Origin of the sequence: Streptomyces sp. NPDC021225 (assembly GCF_044332865.1) — a bacterium.
Classification (GTDB): domain Bacteria; phylum Actinomycetota; class Actinomycetes; order Streptomycetales; family Streptomycetaceae; genus Streptomyces.
This window is the reverse complement of the sequence record NZ_JBIRPV010000001.1, coordinates 416,242-433,795: the sequence shown is the minus strand read 5'-3', so window position 1 is coordinate 433,795 and position 17,554 is coordinate 416,242. Positions and strand designations below refer to the sequence as shown.

General features: G+C 72.3%; 16 protein-coding genes. 9 read left to right on the top strand and 7 right to left on the bottom strand.

Annotated elements, in window-relative coordinates; genetic code table 11:
- Positions 1–62: 62 nt before the first annotated feature.
- Both ACH4S9_RS02025 and ACH4S9_RS02020 read right to left on the bottom strand, forming a co-directional pair.
- On the bottom strand, positions 63–2,786 hold the full coding sequence (locus tag ACH4S9_RS02025; RefSeq protein ID WP_398369212.1) for a discoidin domain-containing protein: 2,724 nt from the start codon (positions 2,784–2,786) through the stop codon (positions 63–65).
- 84 nt (positions 2,787–2,870) lie between these two features.
- Complete coding sequence (locus tag ACH4S9_RS02020; protein WP_398370558.1) at positions 2,871–3,719, bottom strand: hypothetical protein; 849 nt, start codon at positions 3,717–3,719, stop codon at positions 2,871–2,873.
- Here ACH4S9_RS02020 and ACH4S9_RS02015 point away from each other — a divergent pair.
- From ACH4S9_RS02015 to ACH4S9_RS02000, 4 genes are all read left to right on the top strand, one after another.
- Complete coding sequence (locus ACH4S9_RS02015; RefSeq protein ID WP_398369210.1) at positions 3,612–4,238, top strand: EamA family transporter; 627 nt, start codon at positions 3,612–3,614, stop codon at positions 4,236–4,238. The two genes, ACH4S9_RS02020 and ACH4S9_RS02015, sit on opposite strands and share 108 nt — an antisense overlap.
- A gap of 130 nt (positions 4,239–4,368) precedes the next feature.
- Entirely contained in the window at positions 4,369–5,634 is a 1,266-nt protein-coding gene (locus tag ACH4S9_RS02010) for a M20 family metallopeptidase (protein WP_398370486.1), read from the top strand.
- 116 nt (positions 5,635–5,750) lie between these two features.
- A complete protein-coding gene (locus ACH4S9_RS02005) occupies positions 5,751–6,398 on the top strand; it encodes a TetR family transcriptional regulator (protein WP_358846941.1) in 648 nt (215 codons plus the stop codon).
- Between the two features lie 77 nt (positions 6,399–6,475).
- Entirely contained in the window at positions 6,476–8,017 is a 1,542-nt protein-coding gene (locus ACH4S9_RS02000; protein WP_398370484.1) for an FAD-dependent monooxygenase, read from the top strand.
- A 90-nt stretch (positions 8,018–8,107) separates the two neighbouring features.
- On the opposite strand, the gene ACH4S9_RS01995 is transcribed toward ACH4S9_RS02000, so the two are convergent.
- The gene (locus tag ACH4S9_RS01995) at positions 8,108–8,959 is read right to left on the bottom strand and encodes a calcium-binding protein (RefSeq protein ID WP_385340706.1); all 852 of its coding nucleotides are present in this window, start codon (positions 8,957–8,959) and stop codon (positions 8,108–8,110) included.
- A 342-nt stretch (positions 8,960–9,301) separates the two neighbouring features.
- Between ACH4S9_RS01995 and ACH4S9_RS01990 the strand changes: the two genes are divergently transcribed.
- Positions 9,302–10,471 carry a serine hydrolase domain-containing protein gene (locus tag ACH4S9_RS01990; protein WP_398369207.1) on the top strand — a complete coding sequence of 390 codons (1,170 nt, stop codon included), beginning with the start codon at positions 9,302–9,304 and terminating at the stop codon, positions 10,469–10,471.
- A 9-nt stretch (positions 10,472–10,480) separates the two neighbouring features.
- On the opposite strand, the gene ACH4S9_RS01985 is transcribed toward ACH4S9_RS01990, so the two are convergent.
- The 3 genes from ACH4S9_RS01985 to ACH4S9_RS01975 are packed head-to-tail and all read right to left on the bottom strand — an operon-like array spanning position 10,481 to position 12,548.
- Complete coding sequence (locus ACH4S9_RS01985) at positions 10,481–11,464, bottom strand: aldo/keto reductase (RefSeq protein ID WP_311729684.1); 984 nt, start codon at positions 11,462–11,464, stop codon at positions 10,481–10,483.
- Entirely contained in the window at positions 11,461–11,682 is a 222-nt protein-coding gene (locus ACH4S9_RS01980; RefSeq protein ID WP_361182822.1) for a DUF397 domain-containing protein, read from the bottom strand. Before ACH4S9_RS01980 ends, ACH4S9_RS01985 begins: the two co-directional genes overlap by 4 nt.
- Before the next feature lie 11 nt (positions 11,683–11,693).
- Positions 11,694–12,548, bottom strand: coding sequence for a helix-turn-helix transcriptional regulator (locus ACH4S9_RS01975; RefSeq protein WP_361182824.1), 855 nt, complete (start codon positions 12,546–12,548; stop codon positions 11,694–11,696).
- A gap of 142 nt (positions 12,549–12,690) precedes the next feature.
- Here ACH4S9_RS01975 and ACH4S9_RS01970 point away from each other — a divergent pair, with 142 nt between their 5' ends.
- Complete coding sequence (locus ACH4S9_RS01970) at positions 12,691–13,227, top strand: ATP-binding protein (RefSeq protein WP_398369204.1); 537 nt, start codon at positions 12,691–12,693, stop codon at positions 13,225–13,227.
- A gap of 233 nt (positions 13,228–13,460) precedes the next feature.
- On the opposite strand, the gene speB is transcribed toward ACH4S9_RS01970, so the two are convergent.
- On the bottom strand, positions 13,461–14,444 hold the full coding sequence (gene speB / locus ACH4S9_RS01965; RefSeq protein ID WP_311729689.1) for an agmatinase: 984 nt from the start codon (positions 14,442–14,444) through the stop codon (positions 13,461–13,463).
- Positions 14,445–14,794: 350 nt separating this feature from the next.
- On the opposite strand from speB, the gene ACH4S9_RS01960 reads away from it, so the two are divergent.
- The 3 genes from ACH4S9_RS01960 (at position 14,795) to ACH4S9_RS01950 (ending at position 17,519) form a co-directional block, all read left to right on the top strand.
- Positions 14,795–14,998, top strand: a complete 204-nt coding sequence (locus tag ACH4S9_RS01960; protein ID WP_311729690.1) for a cold-shock protein — start codon at positions 14,795–14,797, stop codon at positions 14,996–14,998.
- 169 nt (positions 14,999–15,167) lie between these two features.
- On the top strand, positions 15,168–16,652 hold the full coding sequence (locus tag ACH4S9_RS01955; protein ID WP_398369201.1) for a DEAD/DEAH box helicase: 1,485 nt from the start codon (positions 15,168–15,170) through the stop codon (positions 16,650–16,652).
- A gap of 66 nt (positions 16,653–16,718) precedes the next feature.
- The gene (locus tag ACH4S9_RS01950; RefSeq protein ID WP_311729692.1) at positions 16,719–17,519 is read left to right on the top strand and encodes a phosphatase; all 801 of its coding nucleotides are present in this window, start codon (positions 16,719–16,721) and stop codon (positions 17,517–17,519) included.
- Positions 17,520–17,554 lie beyond the last annotated feature (35 nt).

Genomic DNA, 17,554 nt, shown 5'->3' with positions numbered 1-17,554 from the left:
ATGTCGCCGCGCGCCACATGGACAGGCGCCACATGGACACGCACCAGGCCGCCTGGAGGCCGCTACCCCGCCGACGCCACGCTCAACTCCGCGATGCCCGCCCGCCGCTTGTCGTCCGCCGACCGCACGGTCACCCGCACATGGCGCGCGAGCGCCGAGCCCCCGGCAGAGCCCCACGTGTGCCAGGCCCGCCCGTCCAGCGACGTCTCCACCTCGTACGAGGCCGGGCGCGTCGCCGTCCACTCGGGTGTGATCTCCGCGATCCGTACGGCGCGTCCGAGGTCGGCGGTGAGCGAGCCCGACACGCCGTCGGGCACCCAGGCCGTCGCCGGGCTGCCGTCCAGCGCCGCCCCCGCGTACATCCCCGGCTCCTCGGAGGTCGCCATCGCCGGGCGGCACCGGGCGAGGTTGTCGGTCGGCGCCAGGTCCGGGCGGCGGGTCTTGAGGACGGCGGGGGCGCCGGCGCTCACCAGCCGCTCCCCCTCCGGGGTCTCGATCGTGAAGGGCGCGCCGTCCGTCAGCCGCACCTCGGTCTCGTGCGGGCCGAGCGCCACGTCGTAGGTGCGCCCCTGCCAGTGCAGCCCGCGCACCGTGACCCCGGCGGCGAGCTGGGGCGGCAGCATCGGGTCGAGCCGCACCCGGTCCTCGCGCAGCCGCAGGCCGGTCAGCCCGTGGGTGAAGACCTGGAGAAACCCGCCCTTGCCGGTGAGGAAGTCCTGGGCCGGGGAGCCGGACAGCGGGTCCGCGGCGCCCGCCTTCTGCCCGCGCGCCTCCGAGAACAGCTCGAACGGCCCGCGCGCGAACGGCCTGATGGCGCGCGTCAGATAGGTGTACGTCGAGCAGCCGGGCGCGCCGATGCCCGCCGCGTCGATGGCGTGCACCGAGTCGGTCATGGCCGGGCCGTCGGGGTCGGTGCGGGCGGCGTAGTAGTCGAGGGTGGCGGCGGCCGTCCGCGCGGACATCGGCCACTCCAGCGGATACATGAGCAGCACCGTGTCCGCCTGCTTGATCAGCGAGCCGTCGTAGCCCGCGTACTGGAGGAAGACGTCCTTCCGCGCGTCGTACGGGATGCGCAACCCGCCCGCGATCCGGTTCCATGCGGCGGGGGCCGACTCGCCGAGGACGCGCGCGGCGCGGGTCGCGGCGCGCAGGGCGGTGGCCGCGCCGGCGTTGGTGAAGACGCCGTCGTCGACGCCGTTGCTGTACTCGTCGGGGCCCGCGACGTCGTTGATGGAGTAGCTGCCGTCGGCGTTGCGCGTGACGCGGCCCGCCCAGAACTCGGCGATCCCCTTGAGCACCGGCCAGCCGCGCCCGCGCAGCCAGTCGGTGTCCCCCGTGGCCAGGTAGTACTGCCAGGCCGCGAGCGCGATATCGCTCTGGAGGTGGTTCTGGGTGCGGCAGTGCGGCGGGTCCCAGCTGTGGCACTCGGACCACAGATCGCCCCGGCTCGCGCTGGTCCAGCCGTAGAAGAGGCCGGGGTAGCCGAGCGCGCGCGCGTTGGCGCGGGCGGCGGCGCGGGTGCGGTAGCGGTACTCGACGACGGTCGCGGCGAGTTCGGGGTGGGCGGCGAGCAGCCCCGGATACATCCAGGTCTCGGCGTCCCAGAAGATCAGCCCGGCGTAGTTGTCGCTGGTCAGGCCGGTCGGGGAGATGCTGTCGCGGGTGCCGGGGCGGGTCGCGGACAGCAGTCCGTACTGCGCCGAGCGCAGCCACCGCCGCAGCTCCCCCGCCTCCTGCCCGCGCCCGGCCACCTCGATGTCCGCCCGCCACAGCCGGTCCCACGCGGCGGCGTGGCCCGCGAACAGCGCGGCCCAGCCCCGCCCCGCCGCCCCCTCCGCCGCGGCGCGGGCGGCGCCGCGCGGGGTGCGGGAGGTGAGGGCGGTGTCCACGCCGACGTATTTGGCCAGTTCGTAACTGCGGCCGCGCTCGACGGGGAAGGTGACGTACTGACGGGCCGACAGATCCTTGACGGGGCCCGCCCGGTGCGGCCCCTCGTCGCGTACGCCCGCGCCGGGCCGCAGCGTGGAGGCGACCGCCCCGTCGGTGTCCGTGCCGTCCGTACGGAACGCGACGTCCATCGTGCGGCCGCCGTAGCTGTAGCCGCTGCCGCCGGTCTGGCTGATCCGGCGGGCGCCGCGCCCGTCGATGCGGTCGGTGACGGTCGCCTCGCCGCTCCAGTGCGGGGTCATGCGCAGCCGTACGGCGCCCACATGGGCGTTGACGCGGTCGGCCAGCACGTCGTAGACGAGGTCGGTGGCGCGGCCGTCGGACGCGGTCCAGGTGAGGGAGGTGCGGACGAGGCCGCAGCGGAGGTGGAGCGTCTGGCGGTAGCGGGAGACGCGGCCGGTGGGGGTGTCGGAGGAGAAGGTCTCCGCGCCGGCGCCGCCGGTCGTCACGTCCAGGGACGTCCAGGTCGGGATGGCCGCGGCGACCTGCCGGTCCTCGGTCGTCGCGATGTTGTGCGCGTACAGCCCCGCGACGAAGGAGCCGTCGTAGCGCGGGGTGAACAGCGGCCAGCCGGTCTTGGCGCCGGTGGCGGCGTAGCCGGTGCCGTGGGGGGCCACGCGCTGGCCGAGATAGCCGTTGCCGACGACGGCGTCGAAGCCGCTGTCCGGATCGATCCGCGTCGCCGACAGCGCCCAGCCGTCGCCTTGTGCACAAGGGGCGTTGTACTCGGCGGGGGCGGCGGACGCCGGGGAATCCGGGGGGACCGCGGCGATCAGCGCGCCCGCGAGCAGCGGGGCGATCAGCCGGGCGGGGCGGGGCAGCCGGGGCGCGTGCGTCATGGTTCTCCGTCGTGGTTCGCCGGTGACGGTCGCAGCGACCATAGCGGCCACAAGGAGGCGAACGGGACGATACAACACATCACGTCAGCGTTTCGGCCGCGGAACACGAGTGTGGACGATACGCGGCTTCGGGCGGTCGAGCGTGCGCCGAAGGTAGTAGTGCCCCCAGGCCAGAAGCGCCGGGGCCTCCTCGGCCGCCCACCGCGCCGAGAGCGTGACCTCCCGCCCCTGCCCGAGCGCGTCGATGAGATCGTGCCAGGCCTCGGCCCGGCGCAGTTCGGGCTCGCGCTCGCGCGGATCGTCCCAGGGGTCTCCGATGAAACCGGCAAGCGCGCCGCCGCCCCTATGCGGACGTTCGTGCCACTCCTCGCGGGGAGGCGGATAGGGCGGGGGCGGCACGTCGGAGCCCGCCCGGGACAGGTCCGCCAGCACGCCCTCTTCGATCGCCCGGCGGTGGCCCACCTCCTCGACCCGGTCCCAGTCCCAGCGATAACGGCTGTACGCGAAACACGTCAGCTCCGGCACCAGCGCCTCGACCCGCCGCCACACCTCCTCGCTCCACGGCGGGCGCCCCACCGTCCCGTACAGAACGCACCGCATCCGCTGCCCCACCGCCGCCTTCACGGTGGCGACCAGCTCCTGCCAGCGGCTCTCCTTCCGCCTGCCACGCCCGCTCAGCCCCGGGTGGACGCCGACGCGGACCGGCTTCCGTCCGCGCAGGGCCAGGTCGAAGCGGCGCCGCTCACCCTCCCCGCCGAGCCAGGCGTAGTCCGCGGCCAGCACCTGGGCCAGCGGATAGCGCCGGGTCCGCAGGCCGGGGACGGGGTGGAGCCGCCATGTGACGCTCACCGCCTTCCCGTCGAAAGCCACCCGGGCCCAGAGGGTGCCCGCGCGCAGCGGGGGCGGCGGGGCCTGCCGAGAGGTCCGTCCCATCGCCGGATTGTCACACCGAGCGCGCGGACGGGGCGAGGGCCGAGCGGCCCTGTCGGCTCGGCCCTGGCCGCTGGTTGTGGGACGCCGCGGGGATCGCGCTCGCCACGCTCTCGGGGCTGTTGTTACGCCGCGTACTCGCTCATCGGCGGGCGGCTCATCCGGCGGGGGCACCCGTCCGGTGTGGTCATGGGTGCGATGTTCGGCGCGGCGGGGCTGCTGGTGCTGCCCGTCCTGCTCGCCGCCGGCACGGCCTGGCTCGCCACCGTCCGAGGTGCCGCGGTGGCCCTCCACCTCGGAGTGTTCCCCGCCTTCCTCGCCTATCGCCTCTTCGGCCACGGCCTGCGCCACACCCCGGCGGCGGTGGCCACCACCCTCAGCCTGGCCGAAGCCGCGGTGGCGGCGCTGCTGGGCGTCACGGTCGTGGGCGAGCGGCTGCCGGTGGTGTCCTGGTGCGGCCTGGCGGTCCTGGCCCTGGCACTGCTGGCGGCACCGAACCGGGCGGGCCGCGGCGCCTCGTGATGGCCGTGCTGGGGCTACCCCCACCCCCACGTGGTGGTCAGCCGGATGGGCGGTGGCACCCGCGAGCGGCGATGGTGTGTCGAACGTTCCGGAAGACCACATGAAGGATCAGGAAACGGTGAAAGAGCCCATGAAGCACGCCCTCACGCGCCGCTCACTGCTCACCGGCGCGACGGCCACCGCCGCGGGAATCGGCTGGGGAACCGCGGGGACGGCCGCCGCCGGCGGGCGGGGGCGGCCGGTGGCGCAGGGGGCGGTGGACGCCCAAGTGGCGCGCCTGGAGCCCGGGCTGATCGAGCTGCGGCGCGACATCCACCAACACCCCGAAGCGCCGGGGCAGGAGCAGCGGACCGCGGGCGTGGTGGCCCGGGAGCTGCGGGCCGCCGGGCTGGCCGTCACCACCGGGGTGGGCGGCCACGGCGTCGTCGGCGTCCTGCACGGCTCGCTGCCGGGCCGCACCGTCGCGTACCGGGCGGACATGGACGCGGTGCCGCCCGGGGACATCGTCGGGGGCGGCCCGGCGGCGGCCCACCTCTGCGGCCACGACATCCACACCACGGTGGCCCTCGGCGTGGCGAAGGTCCTGGCCCGGCTGCGGCGTCAGCTCAGCGGGACGGTGGTGTTCCTCTTCCAGCCCGCCGAGGAGGCCCTGGCCGGGGCTCGCGCGATGATCGACGCGGGCGTGCTCGAGCACACCCGCGTCGAGGAGATCCACGCGCTGCACTGCGGGCCGTTCCCGGTCGGGCGGTTCGCCGTGACCCCGGGCTACGGGCTGCCGGGCCAGGACCGCGCGGAGGTGACCCTCTCGGGGCCGGACGCGCCCGACGCCGCGCGGCGCCTGGCCGCCGAGATCGGCGCGCTCGCCACGGTGGCGCCGCCGCAGACCCCCGCCGACCTGGAGCGCATGGTCGCCGACGTCCAGACGCCCGACGGGCCGCTGGCCCGGTTCGTGGCCGTCCGGGCCAGGGCGCAGGAGGCCAAGGTGAGCGTGTCCTACCGCTGCTGGCCGCAGGAGCGTTACGCGGAGGTCCGCGCGGACATCCGGCGGCTGGCCATGTCGTACGCAGGGACCGGGGTGAGCTTCCCCGGCGAGCCGTTCCCCGCCATGGTCTGCCCCGAACCGGACGCCCGCGCCCTCGCTCGCCACCTCCGTCGCGAACTCGGCGGGGACCCGGTCACCGAACTCCACGCCGCCTTCCCGTTCAACGGCGAGGACTTCGCCCTCTACCTGGACCGCGTCCCGGGCACCTACACCTTCCTCGGCGTCCGCGCCCCCGGCGCGCCCATCACCGCCTGCTACCCGCACTACCCCGACTTCCTCCCGGACGAGCGCGCGATCGGCGTCGGCGTACGGGCGATGGCGGGCTGGGTCGCGCAGCGGACCCGCGGGGCGTGAGGCCGCCCCGGCGGGTCCGGTGACAGAGCCATGAGCACCGGTCATCGCAGCCAGCCCAAAAACTTGCCGTTCTGGAAATCTTGCCTCATCGGCAATATTTGCCCTACGCTGCTCGCATGGCACCCGCAGACGAGAACCGCACGACCGGGCAGCCCGGACTCCGCGAGCGCAAGAAGCGGCAGACCCGGGTCGCGCTGAGCCAGGCGGCGATCCGACTGTGCGTCCTGCACGGCTGGGCCAACGTGACCGTCGAACAGATCGCCGCCGAGGCCGACGTCTCGGTGCGCACCTTCCGCAACTACTTCGCCGGCAAGGCCGAGGCGATCGCCGCCAGCCACGTGGAGCGGATGCTCCGGGTGGCCGACGACCTGCTCGCCCGCCCGGCCGGCGAACCGCTGTGGGACTCGCTGCTGCACGCCGTCCTGGACCAGTTCGTACCGCCGGAGGGCTCGGCGCAGCAGGACTCCGCGCCGCAGAACGAGCGTTGGCGTGCCGGGGTGCGGCTGATGCTGGCCGAACCCGCGCTGGCCGGTGAGATCGTCAAGGCCAACGCGGCCGCCCAGGAGGAGCTGACCAAGGCCGTCGCGCGGCGCACCGGCACCGACGCGGAACGCGACGTCTACCCGAAGTTGGTCGCCTCCGTGGTCGCGGCCGGCAGCGCGGTGGCGGTCGAGCACAGCCTGCGCGCCGAGAAGCCCGCGCCGCTCGGCGCGATCCTGGCCCAGGTCTTCGAGCAGCTCGCCGCCGGCCTGCCCGTCCCGTAGCCAACAGCGGCGGCCGACGCGCTTCCGGTGCCGCCCTTCCCCGTTCGCACCAAGGAGATCCGACCGTGACAGCCGACGTGACAGCCGACGTGATCATTGTGGGAGGCGGTCCTAACGGGCTGATGCTGGCCTGCGAACTCAGCCTGGCCGGCATCCGCCCGATCGTCCTGGAGCAGCTCCTTCAGCCCAGCACCGAACCCAAGGCCAACGGCCTGCTGGGCCAGGTAGTGCGCCTGGTGGACCACCGCGGTCTGCACGAGCGGCTCAGCGGCAGCCCGGAACCCCCGCAGCCGAACACCGCCTACTTCATGTTCGCCGCCATGGGCCTCAACCTCGGCCTGCTGGACGACAGTCCGGTGTTCGGCCTCGCCGCCCCGCAACACCGCATCGTCGAGGTCCTGGAGGAGCACGCCCGTACCCTCGGCGTCGACCTGCGACGCGGACACCGGGTCAGCGCCGTCACCCAGGACGAGGACGCCGTCACGCTCGACGTCACCGGACCCGACGGCGACCAGCGGCTCCACGCCCACTACGTGGTCGGCGCGGACGGTGCGCACAGCGTGATCCGCAAGCTCACCGGCATCGACTTCCCCGGCGTCAGCTACGACCGCCGCACCAACCGCACCGCCCACGCCACCGTCCCGGCCGACTGGATCGACCCGGTCAACGGCGCCCTCGCCATCCCCGGCCATGGGCCGGTCCTGCCCTTCCTGCCGCACCGCACCGAACAGGGCGGCTTCTCCTACGCGCCGTTCCCCGGACTGCCGCCGCTGGTCAGCACCACCGAGTGGGACCAGCCCGCCACGGACGAGCCGATGACCCTGGCCGAAATGGAGGCCAGTATCCGGCGGGTCCTCGGCGTGGACCTGCCGCTCGGCCCGCCGGACGGAGCGGGCCCGCATGTGCTGCGGCGGCTGACCGGCGGCAACACCCGGGTCGCCGACCGGTTCCGGGACCGCCGGGTCCTTCTGATCGGCGACGCCGCCCACGTCTACGCCTCCGGCGGCGGCCCCGGGCTGAACCTCGGCCTCCAGGACGCCGTCAACCTCGGCTGGAAGCTCGCCGCGACGCTGCGCGACACCGCCCCACAGGGCCTGCTCGACACCTACGACACCGAGCGCCGCCAGGCGGCCCGCCGCATGGTGCTCAACGCCCAGGCGCAGTCCGCGCTCGACGCCCCGGGCAGCGACACCACAGGCCTGCGCGAACTCTTCACCGAACTGCTCAGCCACAAGCCGGTCGTCCAGCACCTCGCCGACCTGATCGCGGGCACCGATGTGCGCTACGACATGGGCATCGCCGACCCCCACCCCGCAGTCGGCTACTTCGCACCGGAACTGGAGCTGATCGCCGACACGGGGAAGGTCCGGATCGCCGAAATAGCGCGAGACGCCCGACCGTTGCTCGTCGACCTGACCGAGGACCATTCACTGGCGGCCATACTGGCGGGCGATCAGGACGCCGTCTCCCCCGTTGTCGCGCAGGGCGGCCCGGTCGGCCTCACCGGCCTGCTGATCCGCCCGGACGGCTATGTCGCCTGGGCCTGCGGCTCGCCCCGACCCGACGCAACCGAGCTGGCCGGCCTGCGGTCGGCTGTCCAACGCTGGTTCGGCGTCTGAGTTTGCGGTGAGTTCAGGACAACGACACGCCGTGGCGACGGCGTGTCGCTGTCCCATATCCACCACAGAATCAGGGCGACCCCGCTCGGGTCAGTCCTGGTAGACCTTGTTGGTGCCCGGGCCGCCCGAGAGCGTGTCCGTGCCCGGGCCGCCGTACAGCGTGTCGTTTCCGCTGTTGCCGTAGATCGTGTCGTTGCCCTGCTCGCCGTAGAGGATGTCGTCGCCCCGGCCGCCGTAGATGTGGTCGGCGTCGGACAGGCCGTGGATCACATCGTTCCCGTCCTCGCCGTACATGTTGTTCTCTGTGTCGTTGGTGCCTCCGGACATGGAGTCGTTGCCGGGACCGCCGTAGCAGTCCATCGCACAGTTGGTGATGGTGTCGTCGCCGGCATCGCCGTAGGGGCCGACGCTCCAGACACCGCCGCCGCCGTCGAGGCGGTCGTCGCCGTCGCCGCCGTGGAGCACATCCCGCGCGGAGCCCTTGATGACGTCGTCGCCGGCACCGCCGTAGATCGAGGAGTAGGCGGGGCTGTCGGCGTCGACGGTCGCGGTGTCGTCGCCGTCACCGAGGTTGACGTCGAAGTTGTCCGAGTCGTCGGAGCCCAGGGGGACCATGGTCGCGCACCGGACGACGGTGTGGTCGGCCGCCGAGGGGTACGTGCACTCGTCGGCGGTCGCCGCGCTCGGGTCGATGGTGATGGCACCCCGGTCGCGGAAGGTGATGATGTAGTACGACTCCCACTCGCCCCGCTGTTCGATCTCTTCGGAGATCGTGAGCTTGTTCGTCTGTCCGGGGGCGCCCTTGTACCAGAGCTCGCCGTCCTCGTGGACGACGGAGGCCACCGGTGTGGCCGCCTGGGCGGCGGGTGCCGCGAATAAGGCTCCGCCGAGGGCGAGGGCGAGCGTGGAGGTGGCGGCGATGATTCCGTGCTTGCTACGCATGCAGAAGTGATCCTTCGCGGAACGGGGGTGAATCGGCCGGTGTCTTCGGCCGGTGACTTTCGAACACCCGCGTAGACATGGCTCCGGGGGCGGGGGTTGTGCCGGAAAACGCGCTTCGGCTGCCCGGGGCGAACATGTCATTCCGGAGCTTCCTGGTGTTCTCTTGCGAGGCACCGGGAGGCAACCCTTACGGGCGGGCCCCTGTGGCCGAGGGGACTTTCAGGGGTGTGTCCCGGGGGACTGCTCAGGGTGATCCCCGATGGCTCCTGCGGTCGGGCCGGGCAGAGTTGCCCGCGGTTCACCGTTACCCGGTTCTGTGGCAACACCCTTGGGAGCAGCCTGATGCACCACCGCCCGTCCGCCCTCCGCCGCCTGGCCGTGACCGGCGTCGCCCTCGCCGCGATCACCGCGGGTACGTGCGTTCCCGCAGCGATGGCGTCTGCCGCGGGGCCGCAACAGGCGGCGGTCGCCGACTCGTTCGACCCCGCGCCGATGCGCGATCTGCTCGCCCGCCTCCCCGATCCGGTTGTCGCCGGTGCGCTGGTCAGGGTGGCGGGGGACGGCCCGGCGATGCCGTGGGCCGGAACCGCGGGGGAGGTGTCCCGGGACGCTCACTTCCGCATCGGCAGCGTGACGAAGATCTTCACCAGCACGGTCGTGCTCCAGCTGGCCGCCGGGCACCGGATCGCCGTCGACGCGCCCGTCCGGCGCTATCTGCCCGACCTCATCCCGGCCGCATACGGCGCGGTCACCGTGCGCGAACTCATGGACCACACCAGCGGCCTGCCGGCCCCGGCCGGCATACCCGGGCCTGCCGACGGTCCCGGTTGGTGGCAGAAGAGCGTGTCGCCGCGGGACGTGGTGCGCAATGCGTTCGCAGCCGCCGCGAGCCAGGGGACGCAGCCGACCGAGCCCGACAGTGTCCAGCAGTACAACGGCGTCAACACATTCGTCCTCGGCCTGCTGGTCGAAAAGGTGACCGGCCGCAGCTTCAACGACGAACTCACCCGCCGCATCATCCTGCCGCTGGGGCTGCGCGACACCAGCCTCCCCGCATCGGACGACCTGTCGATCGCCACACCGCACGCTCGCGTCTACGTCGGTGCCGACGAGGTGACCGAGCAGAGCCCCTGGGCCTGGGCCGAGGGCGGAATGATCTCCACCGCCGCCGATCTGGACCGGTTCATGACCGCCCTGTTCCGCGGCCGGCTCCTCCCGCCCGCCCAGCAGAAGCTGGCGTTCACCGTGCCCAACGTAGCCAGCGCGCCGACCAACACGCACTGCATCAACGGAACGAGCTGCTTCAGCGCCGGCGGCCTGATGCGGGTCACGCTCGACAACGGCGTCACCGTGTGGGGCAAGACCGGCTCCCTCCCGGGGTGGACCAACGGCGTGTTCGCCACCCGCGACCTGACACGCCGTGTGGTCTACTCCCTCAACCCCACGGGCACCGCCTCCGAACGGCCCTACGTCATGGCCGTCATCAACGCCGCCTTCGAGCACGCCGGTTGAATTCAGGCCCTATGCAGTGGTTGGCGCCCGCTCGTCGAGCAGCCCCTCGCCCCGCAGATCGGCCCACACCCCGTCCGGGATCTCGGCCCCGAACGACTCGACGTTGCTCCGCGCCTCCTCGACGGTGCGCATGCCCACGACGATGCCCGCGACGACCGGATGCCGCAGCGGAAACGCCATCGCCACCTGCGGCAACGTCACGCCGTGTGCCTCGCAGACATCCGCGATGCGATGCGTCCGGCCGACCAGCTCCTGCGAGGCGGGCGCGTACTCGAAGTGCGCGCCTTCGGCCGGGCGCGGGGTGGCGAGCAGACCCGAGTTGAAGATCGACGCCGCGAGTACGGAGACGCCGCGCTCGGTACATGCGGGCAGCAGGTCGTCGAGGGCGTTGTGCTGGAGGAGGGTGTAGTAGCCGGACAGCATCACCGCGTCCACGTCCGCCTCTTGGACCAGCTTGGTGAGCATGCCGGTGTGGTACATCCCCGCCCCGATGGCTCCTACGACGCCCTCGGCGCGCAGCTCGGCGAGCGCGGGGTAGCCCGTGCGCAGCGCGTCCTCGAAGTGTTTCTCCGCGTCGTGGAGGAAGAGCATGTCGATGCGGTCGACGCCCATACGGGTGAGGGAGTCCTCGACGCTGCGGCGTACACCGTCGCGGGAGAAGTCCCACACGCGGCGGTGTGTGGCGGGCACCTGGAACGCGTCGTCCATGCGGCCCGCCGGGTCCTGCGGGACGAGCAGCCTGCCGACCTTCGTCGACAGCGTGAACTCGTCGCGCGGCTTGTCACGGAGGAGCTCGCCCATCCGGCGCTCGGAGTGGCCGATGCCGTAGTGGGGCGAGGTGTCGAAGTACCGGATGCCGAGGTCCCACCCCTCGGCCAGCGCCCCGGCCGCGGTCTCGTCGTCCAGCGCCTCGAAGAGCCCACCCAGCGGCCCGCCCCCGAACCCCAGCTCCGTAACCTCGACCGCGCTGCGCCCGAGCCGGTTCGTCCTCATCCCGCGGATCCTCCTCGTGCCACGGCCAGGTGGTCGAAGTCCCCTGCCTTCACGGCGGCTATGAACGCGGCGAGGCCGGGGCGGGTGGCGGCGAGGACGACGTGGGGGTCGTCGCTCTCGCGTATGAGGGTGGTGTCGGCGCGCCGGGCGAACTCGACGCAGTTCGGCCCGTCGCCGCCCGAGAAGGACGACTTCCGCCACCGGATCGAAGTACTCATGACCACGCCTCTCACAGTTCTCGCGCGATGTGATGAACGAGTTGCCGCGATTCTTCCGTACTGAGCGCCATGCTCTCAGCCTTGTCGAGCAGCTTTCGATACCTCTGAAGCTCGGCCTCGGTGTCCAGGAAGTGTCCCCCGACGATGTTGTCCACCTGAACCGTGTCCAGACGGGGAACCGTCGTAGCGGCGTAGGCGATTTGGTCGGTGGTCTCGACGAAGTGTTCGTTCGTGAAAGGGACAACGCGCACGGTGACGACGTCGCATCCGGACACCTCCACCAGATGCTCAAGCTGCGCGCGAGCTACCTTGCGGCCGCCGAACCGCATACGCAGCGCAGCCTCGTGAATCGTCGCCGTCAGTCGCACCGGCTCCTCGCGCATCAGGATCGCCTGCCGCCTCATGCGGTGCTCAACCCTCGCGTCGATCTCCTCGGTCGGCAGCTCGTAAACAACGCCCCGGAAGAGAGCCCGCGCGTAGTCCTCGATCTGAAGCAGACCCGGGATCACCATCGCCTGCATGGACCTGACGTACACCGCATGGTGTTCCATCTCGGCGACATCCAGAAAGCCCGGTGCAAGGATTCCGCGATACTCGTCCCACCAGAACTGCCCCCGCCGCTCCTCGGCGATGGCGCACAGCGCGTCGACCAACGCGGCGTCAGCGCACGCATAGAAGGTGGCGAGCCGGCGGATGCGCTCGCCGCTGATCCCGATCCGGCCCGCTTCGATGTTGCTCACTCTGGCCTGGTCGACGCCGAGCAGCGCCGCGGTCTCCCGGGCGGTCCGGCCCGCTCGCTCCCGCATTCTCCGCAGCTCGGACCCGAGGCGCATCTGTCGAACCGTCGGAGTGTCCCTTGGGGGCATTGGCCGTCACAGTCCTTCCTTCTCCACCACCCACATGAGTGAGACACGGAGAAAAACCTTGTACCGGCACAGAGTTTATCCATACCGTCTGTGATCGTACCGCTACCGATATGACACGCGCGCGGCGCCGGAAGGGACCACCATGGCAGAGCTGCCACCCCAACTCCTCACCGAGGCAACGGAACCGGCCCACCGCTACCGACTCCGCGCCCCCAACATCCCCGAAACCGCCGAAGTGGCCCGCGACATGGTCGCGGGCCTGCTGGCGGCCACCGGCCACCCCGCCCTCGTCGAGACCGCGCGCCTCCTGGTCAGCGAGGTCGTCGCAAACGTCCACCTGCACACCAAGGTGCCGCTGCTCTCGCTCGAAGCGACGATCCGGGGCCACCGACTCCACGTGTCCGTACGGGACGACGACCCCAACGGCGCCCCCTGGCCACCCGAACCCCGCACCCCCGAGGCGGAGGCCGACGCCGAGCACGGGCGTGGGCTGCTGCTGGTGCAGGCGTGTGCGGACGCCTGGGGGACGGTGTGGCATGGCGGGATCCAGCGCACCGGCAAGAGCGTGTGGTTCTCGCTGTCCGACACCCCGGGCCCGCCGACACCGGCGGCGACGACCGTCACCTCGGCGGGACACGGGGGAACTTCGCCCGCAGCCAGTGGCGCGCCTGATCGTTGAGCTTCAGATGCCATTGGACGAAGCCGCACGCGGCACAGACAAAGGCCGCGAACCTGGACTGCTTCGACGTGATGCCACCGGGCTTGTAGATGCGGAGCTGCCCGCTGATCTCCGCTTGGTGGATCTCCTGGCTGCCGCAAGAAGCACACCGGCCGTGTTTCAAGTCCTCGATCGCCATGCGGCCCGACGCTATTACCTGCTACCTGCCGTCGCCGAACCACACCCGCCAGGCGTCACGCGCCGCCGGAAGCGCGCCCCGCCGCGATCTGGCGGGCCATGATCGTGGTGAGCTCGTACGCCGTGTGGGAGGCGGCGACGGAGGTGATCTCGGCGTGGTCATAGGCCGGGGCGACCTCGACGACGTCGGCGGAGACCAGGTGGCAGGAGGCCAGGCCGCGCAGGATCTCCAGGAGCTCGCGGGAGGTGAGGCCGCCCGCCTCGGGGGTGCCGGTGCCGGGGGCGTGGGCGGGGTCGAGGACGTCGATGTCGATGGAGATGTAGAGGGGGCGGTCGCCGATGCGCTCGCGCAGCTGCTGGGCGACCTCGTCCACGCCGCGCCGCATGACGTCGGCGGAGGTGACGATCCCGAAGCCCATCTTGGCGTCGTCGTCCAGGTCCCGCTTTCCGTAGAGGGGGCCGCGCGTCCCGACGTGCGAGAGGGCGGAGGTGTCGAGGATGCCCTCCTCGACGGCCCGGCGGAAGGGCGTGCCGTGGGTGTATTCGGCGCCGAAGTAGGTGTCCCAGGTGTCCAGGTGGGCGTCGAAGTGGAGGAGGGCGACCGGGCCGTGCTTGCGGGCGACGGCGCGCAGCAGGGGCAGGGCGATGGTGTGGTCGCCGCCGAGGGTCATCAGGCGGGCGCCGGTGGCGAGCAGGTCGTCGGCGGCGGCCTGGACGGTCTCGACGGCCTCGTTGATGTTGAAGGGGTTCGCGGCGATGTCACCGGCGTCCGCGACCTGGGCGAGGGCGAAGGGGGACGCGTCCTGGGCCGGGTTGTAGGGGCGCAGCAGCCGGGACGCCTCGCGGATGGCGTTGCCGCCGAAGCGGGCGCCGGGGCGGTACGAGACGCCGCTGTCGAAGGGCACGCCGACCACGGCGACGTCCGCCGCGCCGCCGACCTCGTCGACGCGCGGGAGCCGGGCGAAGGTGGCGGGGCCCGCGTAGCGGGGGACGCGGGAGGAGTCGACGGGGCCGAGGGGGCGGCGGTCTGCTGTGGTCATGGCTCAGAGGGTAGGCAGGCCGGGCATCCCGGCACATGTACGTTCCCGATGATCACGGCCGCCGTTTTGGACGCCACGTCCATGTCCCGCCCCGTTTTGGCGACGCGCTGCCGGCCCGCGGCCCGATGCGGACGCGCAGAATCACACGGCGTGGCTCCCCCGCCCGGGTACCACACGTGCTAGCGTGTTAGCAGTTGCAGTTTTGGTACCCATGAACGTTATGTGCGCCTGACGAGTATGTAGCGATCAGGCGCATTTTGTTTTTCCGGTCATTCCGGATGGGGTCATTGCGGCGACGCGGAATCCGTAAGGTTCGGATTTCGGTTCTGCACCTGTCAAAGGAGAATGACATGGCGACTGGCACCGTGAAGTGGTTCAACGCGGAAAAGGGCTTCGGCTTCATCGAGCAGGACGGCGGCGGCGCCGACGTCTTCGCCCACTACTCGAACATCGCCACCCAGGGCTTCCGCGAGCTCCACGAGGGCCAGAAGGTCTCGTTCGACGTCACGCAGGGCCAGAAGGGCCCGCAGGCCGAGAACATCGTGCCCGCCTGACGTAGTACACAGTGAGTGAGCCGGGGCCCGCGCCCGAAAGGGTGCGGGCCCCGGCTCGCGCCTGCCCGTCACCCATTTCGCTCTCCGGCACGTTCTGCATTCTTTCGTCCCCGGGATCATCCCCGCTGAGGAGTCCCCCTCGAAACGCGCCGTACGAGGAAGGCTCCGCATGAACCGCCCCGCCCGCTCGTCCCGCAGCGCCTCGCCCCGCAGTGCCTCGTCCCGCAGCGCTTCCTCGCGCAGCGCCTCGTCCCGCAGCGCCTCCGCGCGCCCCCGCAACCGTCGCACATCCCCCGCGCCCGCCCCCATACCGGCCGACGGGAACGAGTTCGCCCTGCCGCCGAGCACCACCCCGCTGCTGCCCGCCGTCGACTCCTTCACCGAGCTGGACCTGCCGGACGGGATCGCCGCCGAGCTGGCGCGCCAGGGCGTGACCGTGCCCTTCCCGATCCAGGCGGCCGCGCTCCCCAACGCGCTCGCCGGGCGCGATGTCCTGGGCCGTGGACGGACCGGCTCCGGCAAGACCCTGGCCTTCGGCCTGGCCCTGCTGGCCCGTACCGCCGGGCAGCGCGCCGAACCCCGCCACCCGCTGGCCCTGGTCCTGGTGCCCACCCGGGAGCTGGCCCAGCAGGTCACCGACGCGCTCACCCCGTACGCCAGGCCGCTGCGGCTGCGCGCGGCCACCGTGGTCGGCGGGATGTCGATCGGCCGCCAGGCGGGCGCGCTGCGCGACGGCGCCGAGGTGGTCATAGCCACCCCGGGACGGCTTCACGATCTGATCGAACGCGGCGACTGCCACCTGGACCAGGTGCGCGTCACGGTTCTGGACGAGGCCGACCAGATGGCCGACATGGGCTTCCTCCCCCAGGTGACCCGGCTGTTGCGGCAGGTCCCGGCCGACGGTCAGCGCATGCTGTTCTCGGCGACCCTCGACCACAACGTCGGCCAGCTGGTGCGCCGCTTCCTCGACGATCCGGCCGTGCACTCGGTCGACGCCTCCGCGGGCGCCGTCACCACGATGGAGCACCATGTGCTGCACATCGCGGACACCGACAAGCGCACCGTCGTCACCCGGGTGGCCGCCCGCGACGGCCGCGTCATCATGTTCCTGGACACCAAGCGCGCGGTGGACCGGCTGACCAAGCATCTGCTGGCCAGCGGGGTGCGGGCGGCGGCGCTGCACGGCGGCAAGTCCCAGCCGCAGCGCACCCGGACGCTGGACTACTTCAAGACCGGCCATGTCAGCGTGCTGGTGGCCACGAATGTCGCCGCCCGGGGCATCCACGTCGACGACCTCGATCTCGTCGTCAACGTCGACCCGCCGGCCGACCACAAGGACTATCTGCACCGCGGCGGCCGCACCGCCCGCGCGGGCGGCTCGGGCACCGTTGTCACGCTGGTCCTGCCCGACCAGCGCCGTGCGATGAACGGCCTGATGACGGACGCGGGCATCTCCCCGCACATCACCCGGGTCCACTCCGAGGACGCGGAGCTGGCCCGGATCACCGGCGCGCAGGCCCCCTCGGGTGTCCCCGTCACCATCAGCGCACCGGCCCCGGATCAGGCGGCCCCGGGCGCCGGCGGGCAGCGCCGGGGCCGTGGCCGGCGGCGCGGCCGCCGGGCGGGGGCGTCCCGGCCGAGGTCGGCATCATGATCCTGTCAGGGCCCGCACCTCGGTAGTCGCCCCCATTTCCTCGCGTCAGGGGCGACAATAGGCCCCATGCCGATACCCAGCTCCGTGCCCGGCCGGGCCGAACTGATCGACCACCTGGTCCGTACTCGCATCGCCGGCGACGTCGCCACGCCCAGAGACAACAACCTCTCCCACTACCGCAAGCTCGCGAACGGCGACCGCCACTACTGGCTGGGTCTGGAGCTGGGCGACCGCTGGGCCGATGAACAGGACGTGCTGGCGGTCATGGCGGAGCGCTGCGGCGTGGTCGACGACCCGCAGCACCGGATGGGGCAGGACACCATCGACCCCGAGCTCACGGTCGGGGCGCTGGACCGGATGGCCTCGGTGCTGCGCAAGGCGGCCGAGGCGAAGGAGCGGGTGCTGTTCGCCACCGGGCACCCGGGCGGGCTGCTGGAGGTGCACCGCTCCACGGCGGCGGCGCTGCGGGCCGCGGGGTGCGAGATCGTGGAGATCCCGGGCGGCCTGGAGGCGGACGAGGGGTACGTCTTCCAGTTCTGCGACGTGGCGATGCTGGAGCGCGGCGCGACGCTGTGGCACACCCACTCCCCCGCCCCGATGGCCGCGATCCTGGACGGGCTGGAGCGGGAGGGGCGGCCACTGCCCGATCTGGTGGTCGCCGACCACGGCTGGGCGGGGTGCGCGGGGCAGCGGGGCATCGACGCGGTGGGGTACGCGGACTGCAACGACCCGGCGCTGTTCCTCGGCGAGGCGGAGGGCACGCTCCAGGTGGTGGTGCCGCTGGACGACCATGTCACCAACCCGCGGTTCTACGACCCGATGGTCGCCTATCTGCTGGACGCGGCGGGGCTCACGGCCCGGTTCTGACCCGAGCGGGCCCGAACCGGACCCCAGGGCCCGTC

Bases quoted from the DNA above. Each gene is read 5' to 3' on its own strand.
- ACH4S9_RS02020 (WP_398370558.1), bottom strand. From the start codon at position 3,719: ATGGGACGGACCTCTCGGCAGGCCCCGCCGCCCCCGCTGCGCGCGGGC.
- ACH4S9_RS02010 (WP_398370486.1), top strand. From the start codon at position 4,369: ATGAAGCACGCCCTCACGCGCCGCTCACTGCTCACCGGCGCGACGGCC.
- ACH4S9_RS01960 (WP_311729690.1), top strand. From the start codon at position 14,795: ATGGCGACTGGCACCGTGAAGTGGTTCAACGCGGAAAAGGGCTTCGGC.
- ACH4S9_RS02005 (WP_358846941.1), top strand. From the start codon at position 5,751: ATGGCACCCGCAGACGAGAACCGCACGACCGGGCAGCCCGGACTCCGC.
- ACH4S9_RS01950 (WP_311729692.1), top strand. From the start codon at position 16,719: ATGCCGATACCCAGCTCCGTGCCCGGCCGGGCCGAACTGATCGACCAC.
- ACH4S9_RS01955 (WP_398369201.1), top strand. From the start codon at position 15,168: ATGAACCGCCCCGCCCGCTCGTCCCGCAGCGCCTCGCCCCGCAGTGCC.
- ACH4S9_RS01980 (WP_361182822.1), bottom strand. From the start codon at position 11,682: ATGAGTACTTCGATCCGGTGGCGGAAGTCGTCCTTCTCGGGCGGCGAC.
- ACH4S9_RS02025 (WP_398369212.1), bottom strand. From the start codon at position 2,786: ATGACGCACGCGCCCCGGCTGCCCCGCCCCGCCCGGCTGATCGCCCCG.
- ACH4S9_RS01975 (WP_361182824.1), bottom strand. From the start codon at position 12,548: ATGCCCCCAAGGGACACTCCGACGGTTCGACAGATGCGCCTCGGGTCC.
- ACH4S9_RS01990 (WP_398369207.1), top strand. From the start codon at position 9,302: ATGCACCACCGCCCGTCCGCCCTCCGCCGCCTGGCCGTGACCGGCGTC.
- speB (WP_311729689.1), bottom strand. From the start codon at position 14,444: ATGACCACAGCAGACCGCCGCCCCCTCGGCCCCGTCGACTCCTCCCGC.
- ACH4S9_RS01995 (WP_385340706.1), bottom strand. From the start codon at position 8,959: ATGCGTAGCAAGCACGGAATCATCGCCGCCACCTCCACGCTCGCCCTC.
- ACH4S9_RS01985 (WP_311729684.1), bottom strand. From the start codon at position 11,464: ATGAGGACGAACCGGCTCGGGCGCAGCGCGGTCGAGGTTACGGAGCTG.
- ACH4S9_RS01970 (WP_398369204.1), top strand. From the start codon at position 12,691: ATGGCAGAGCTGCCACCCCAACTCCTCACCGAGGCAACGGAACCGGCC.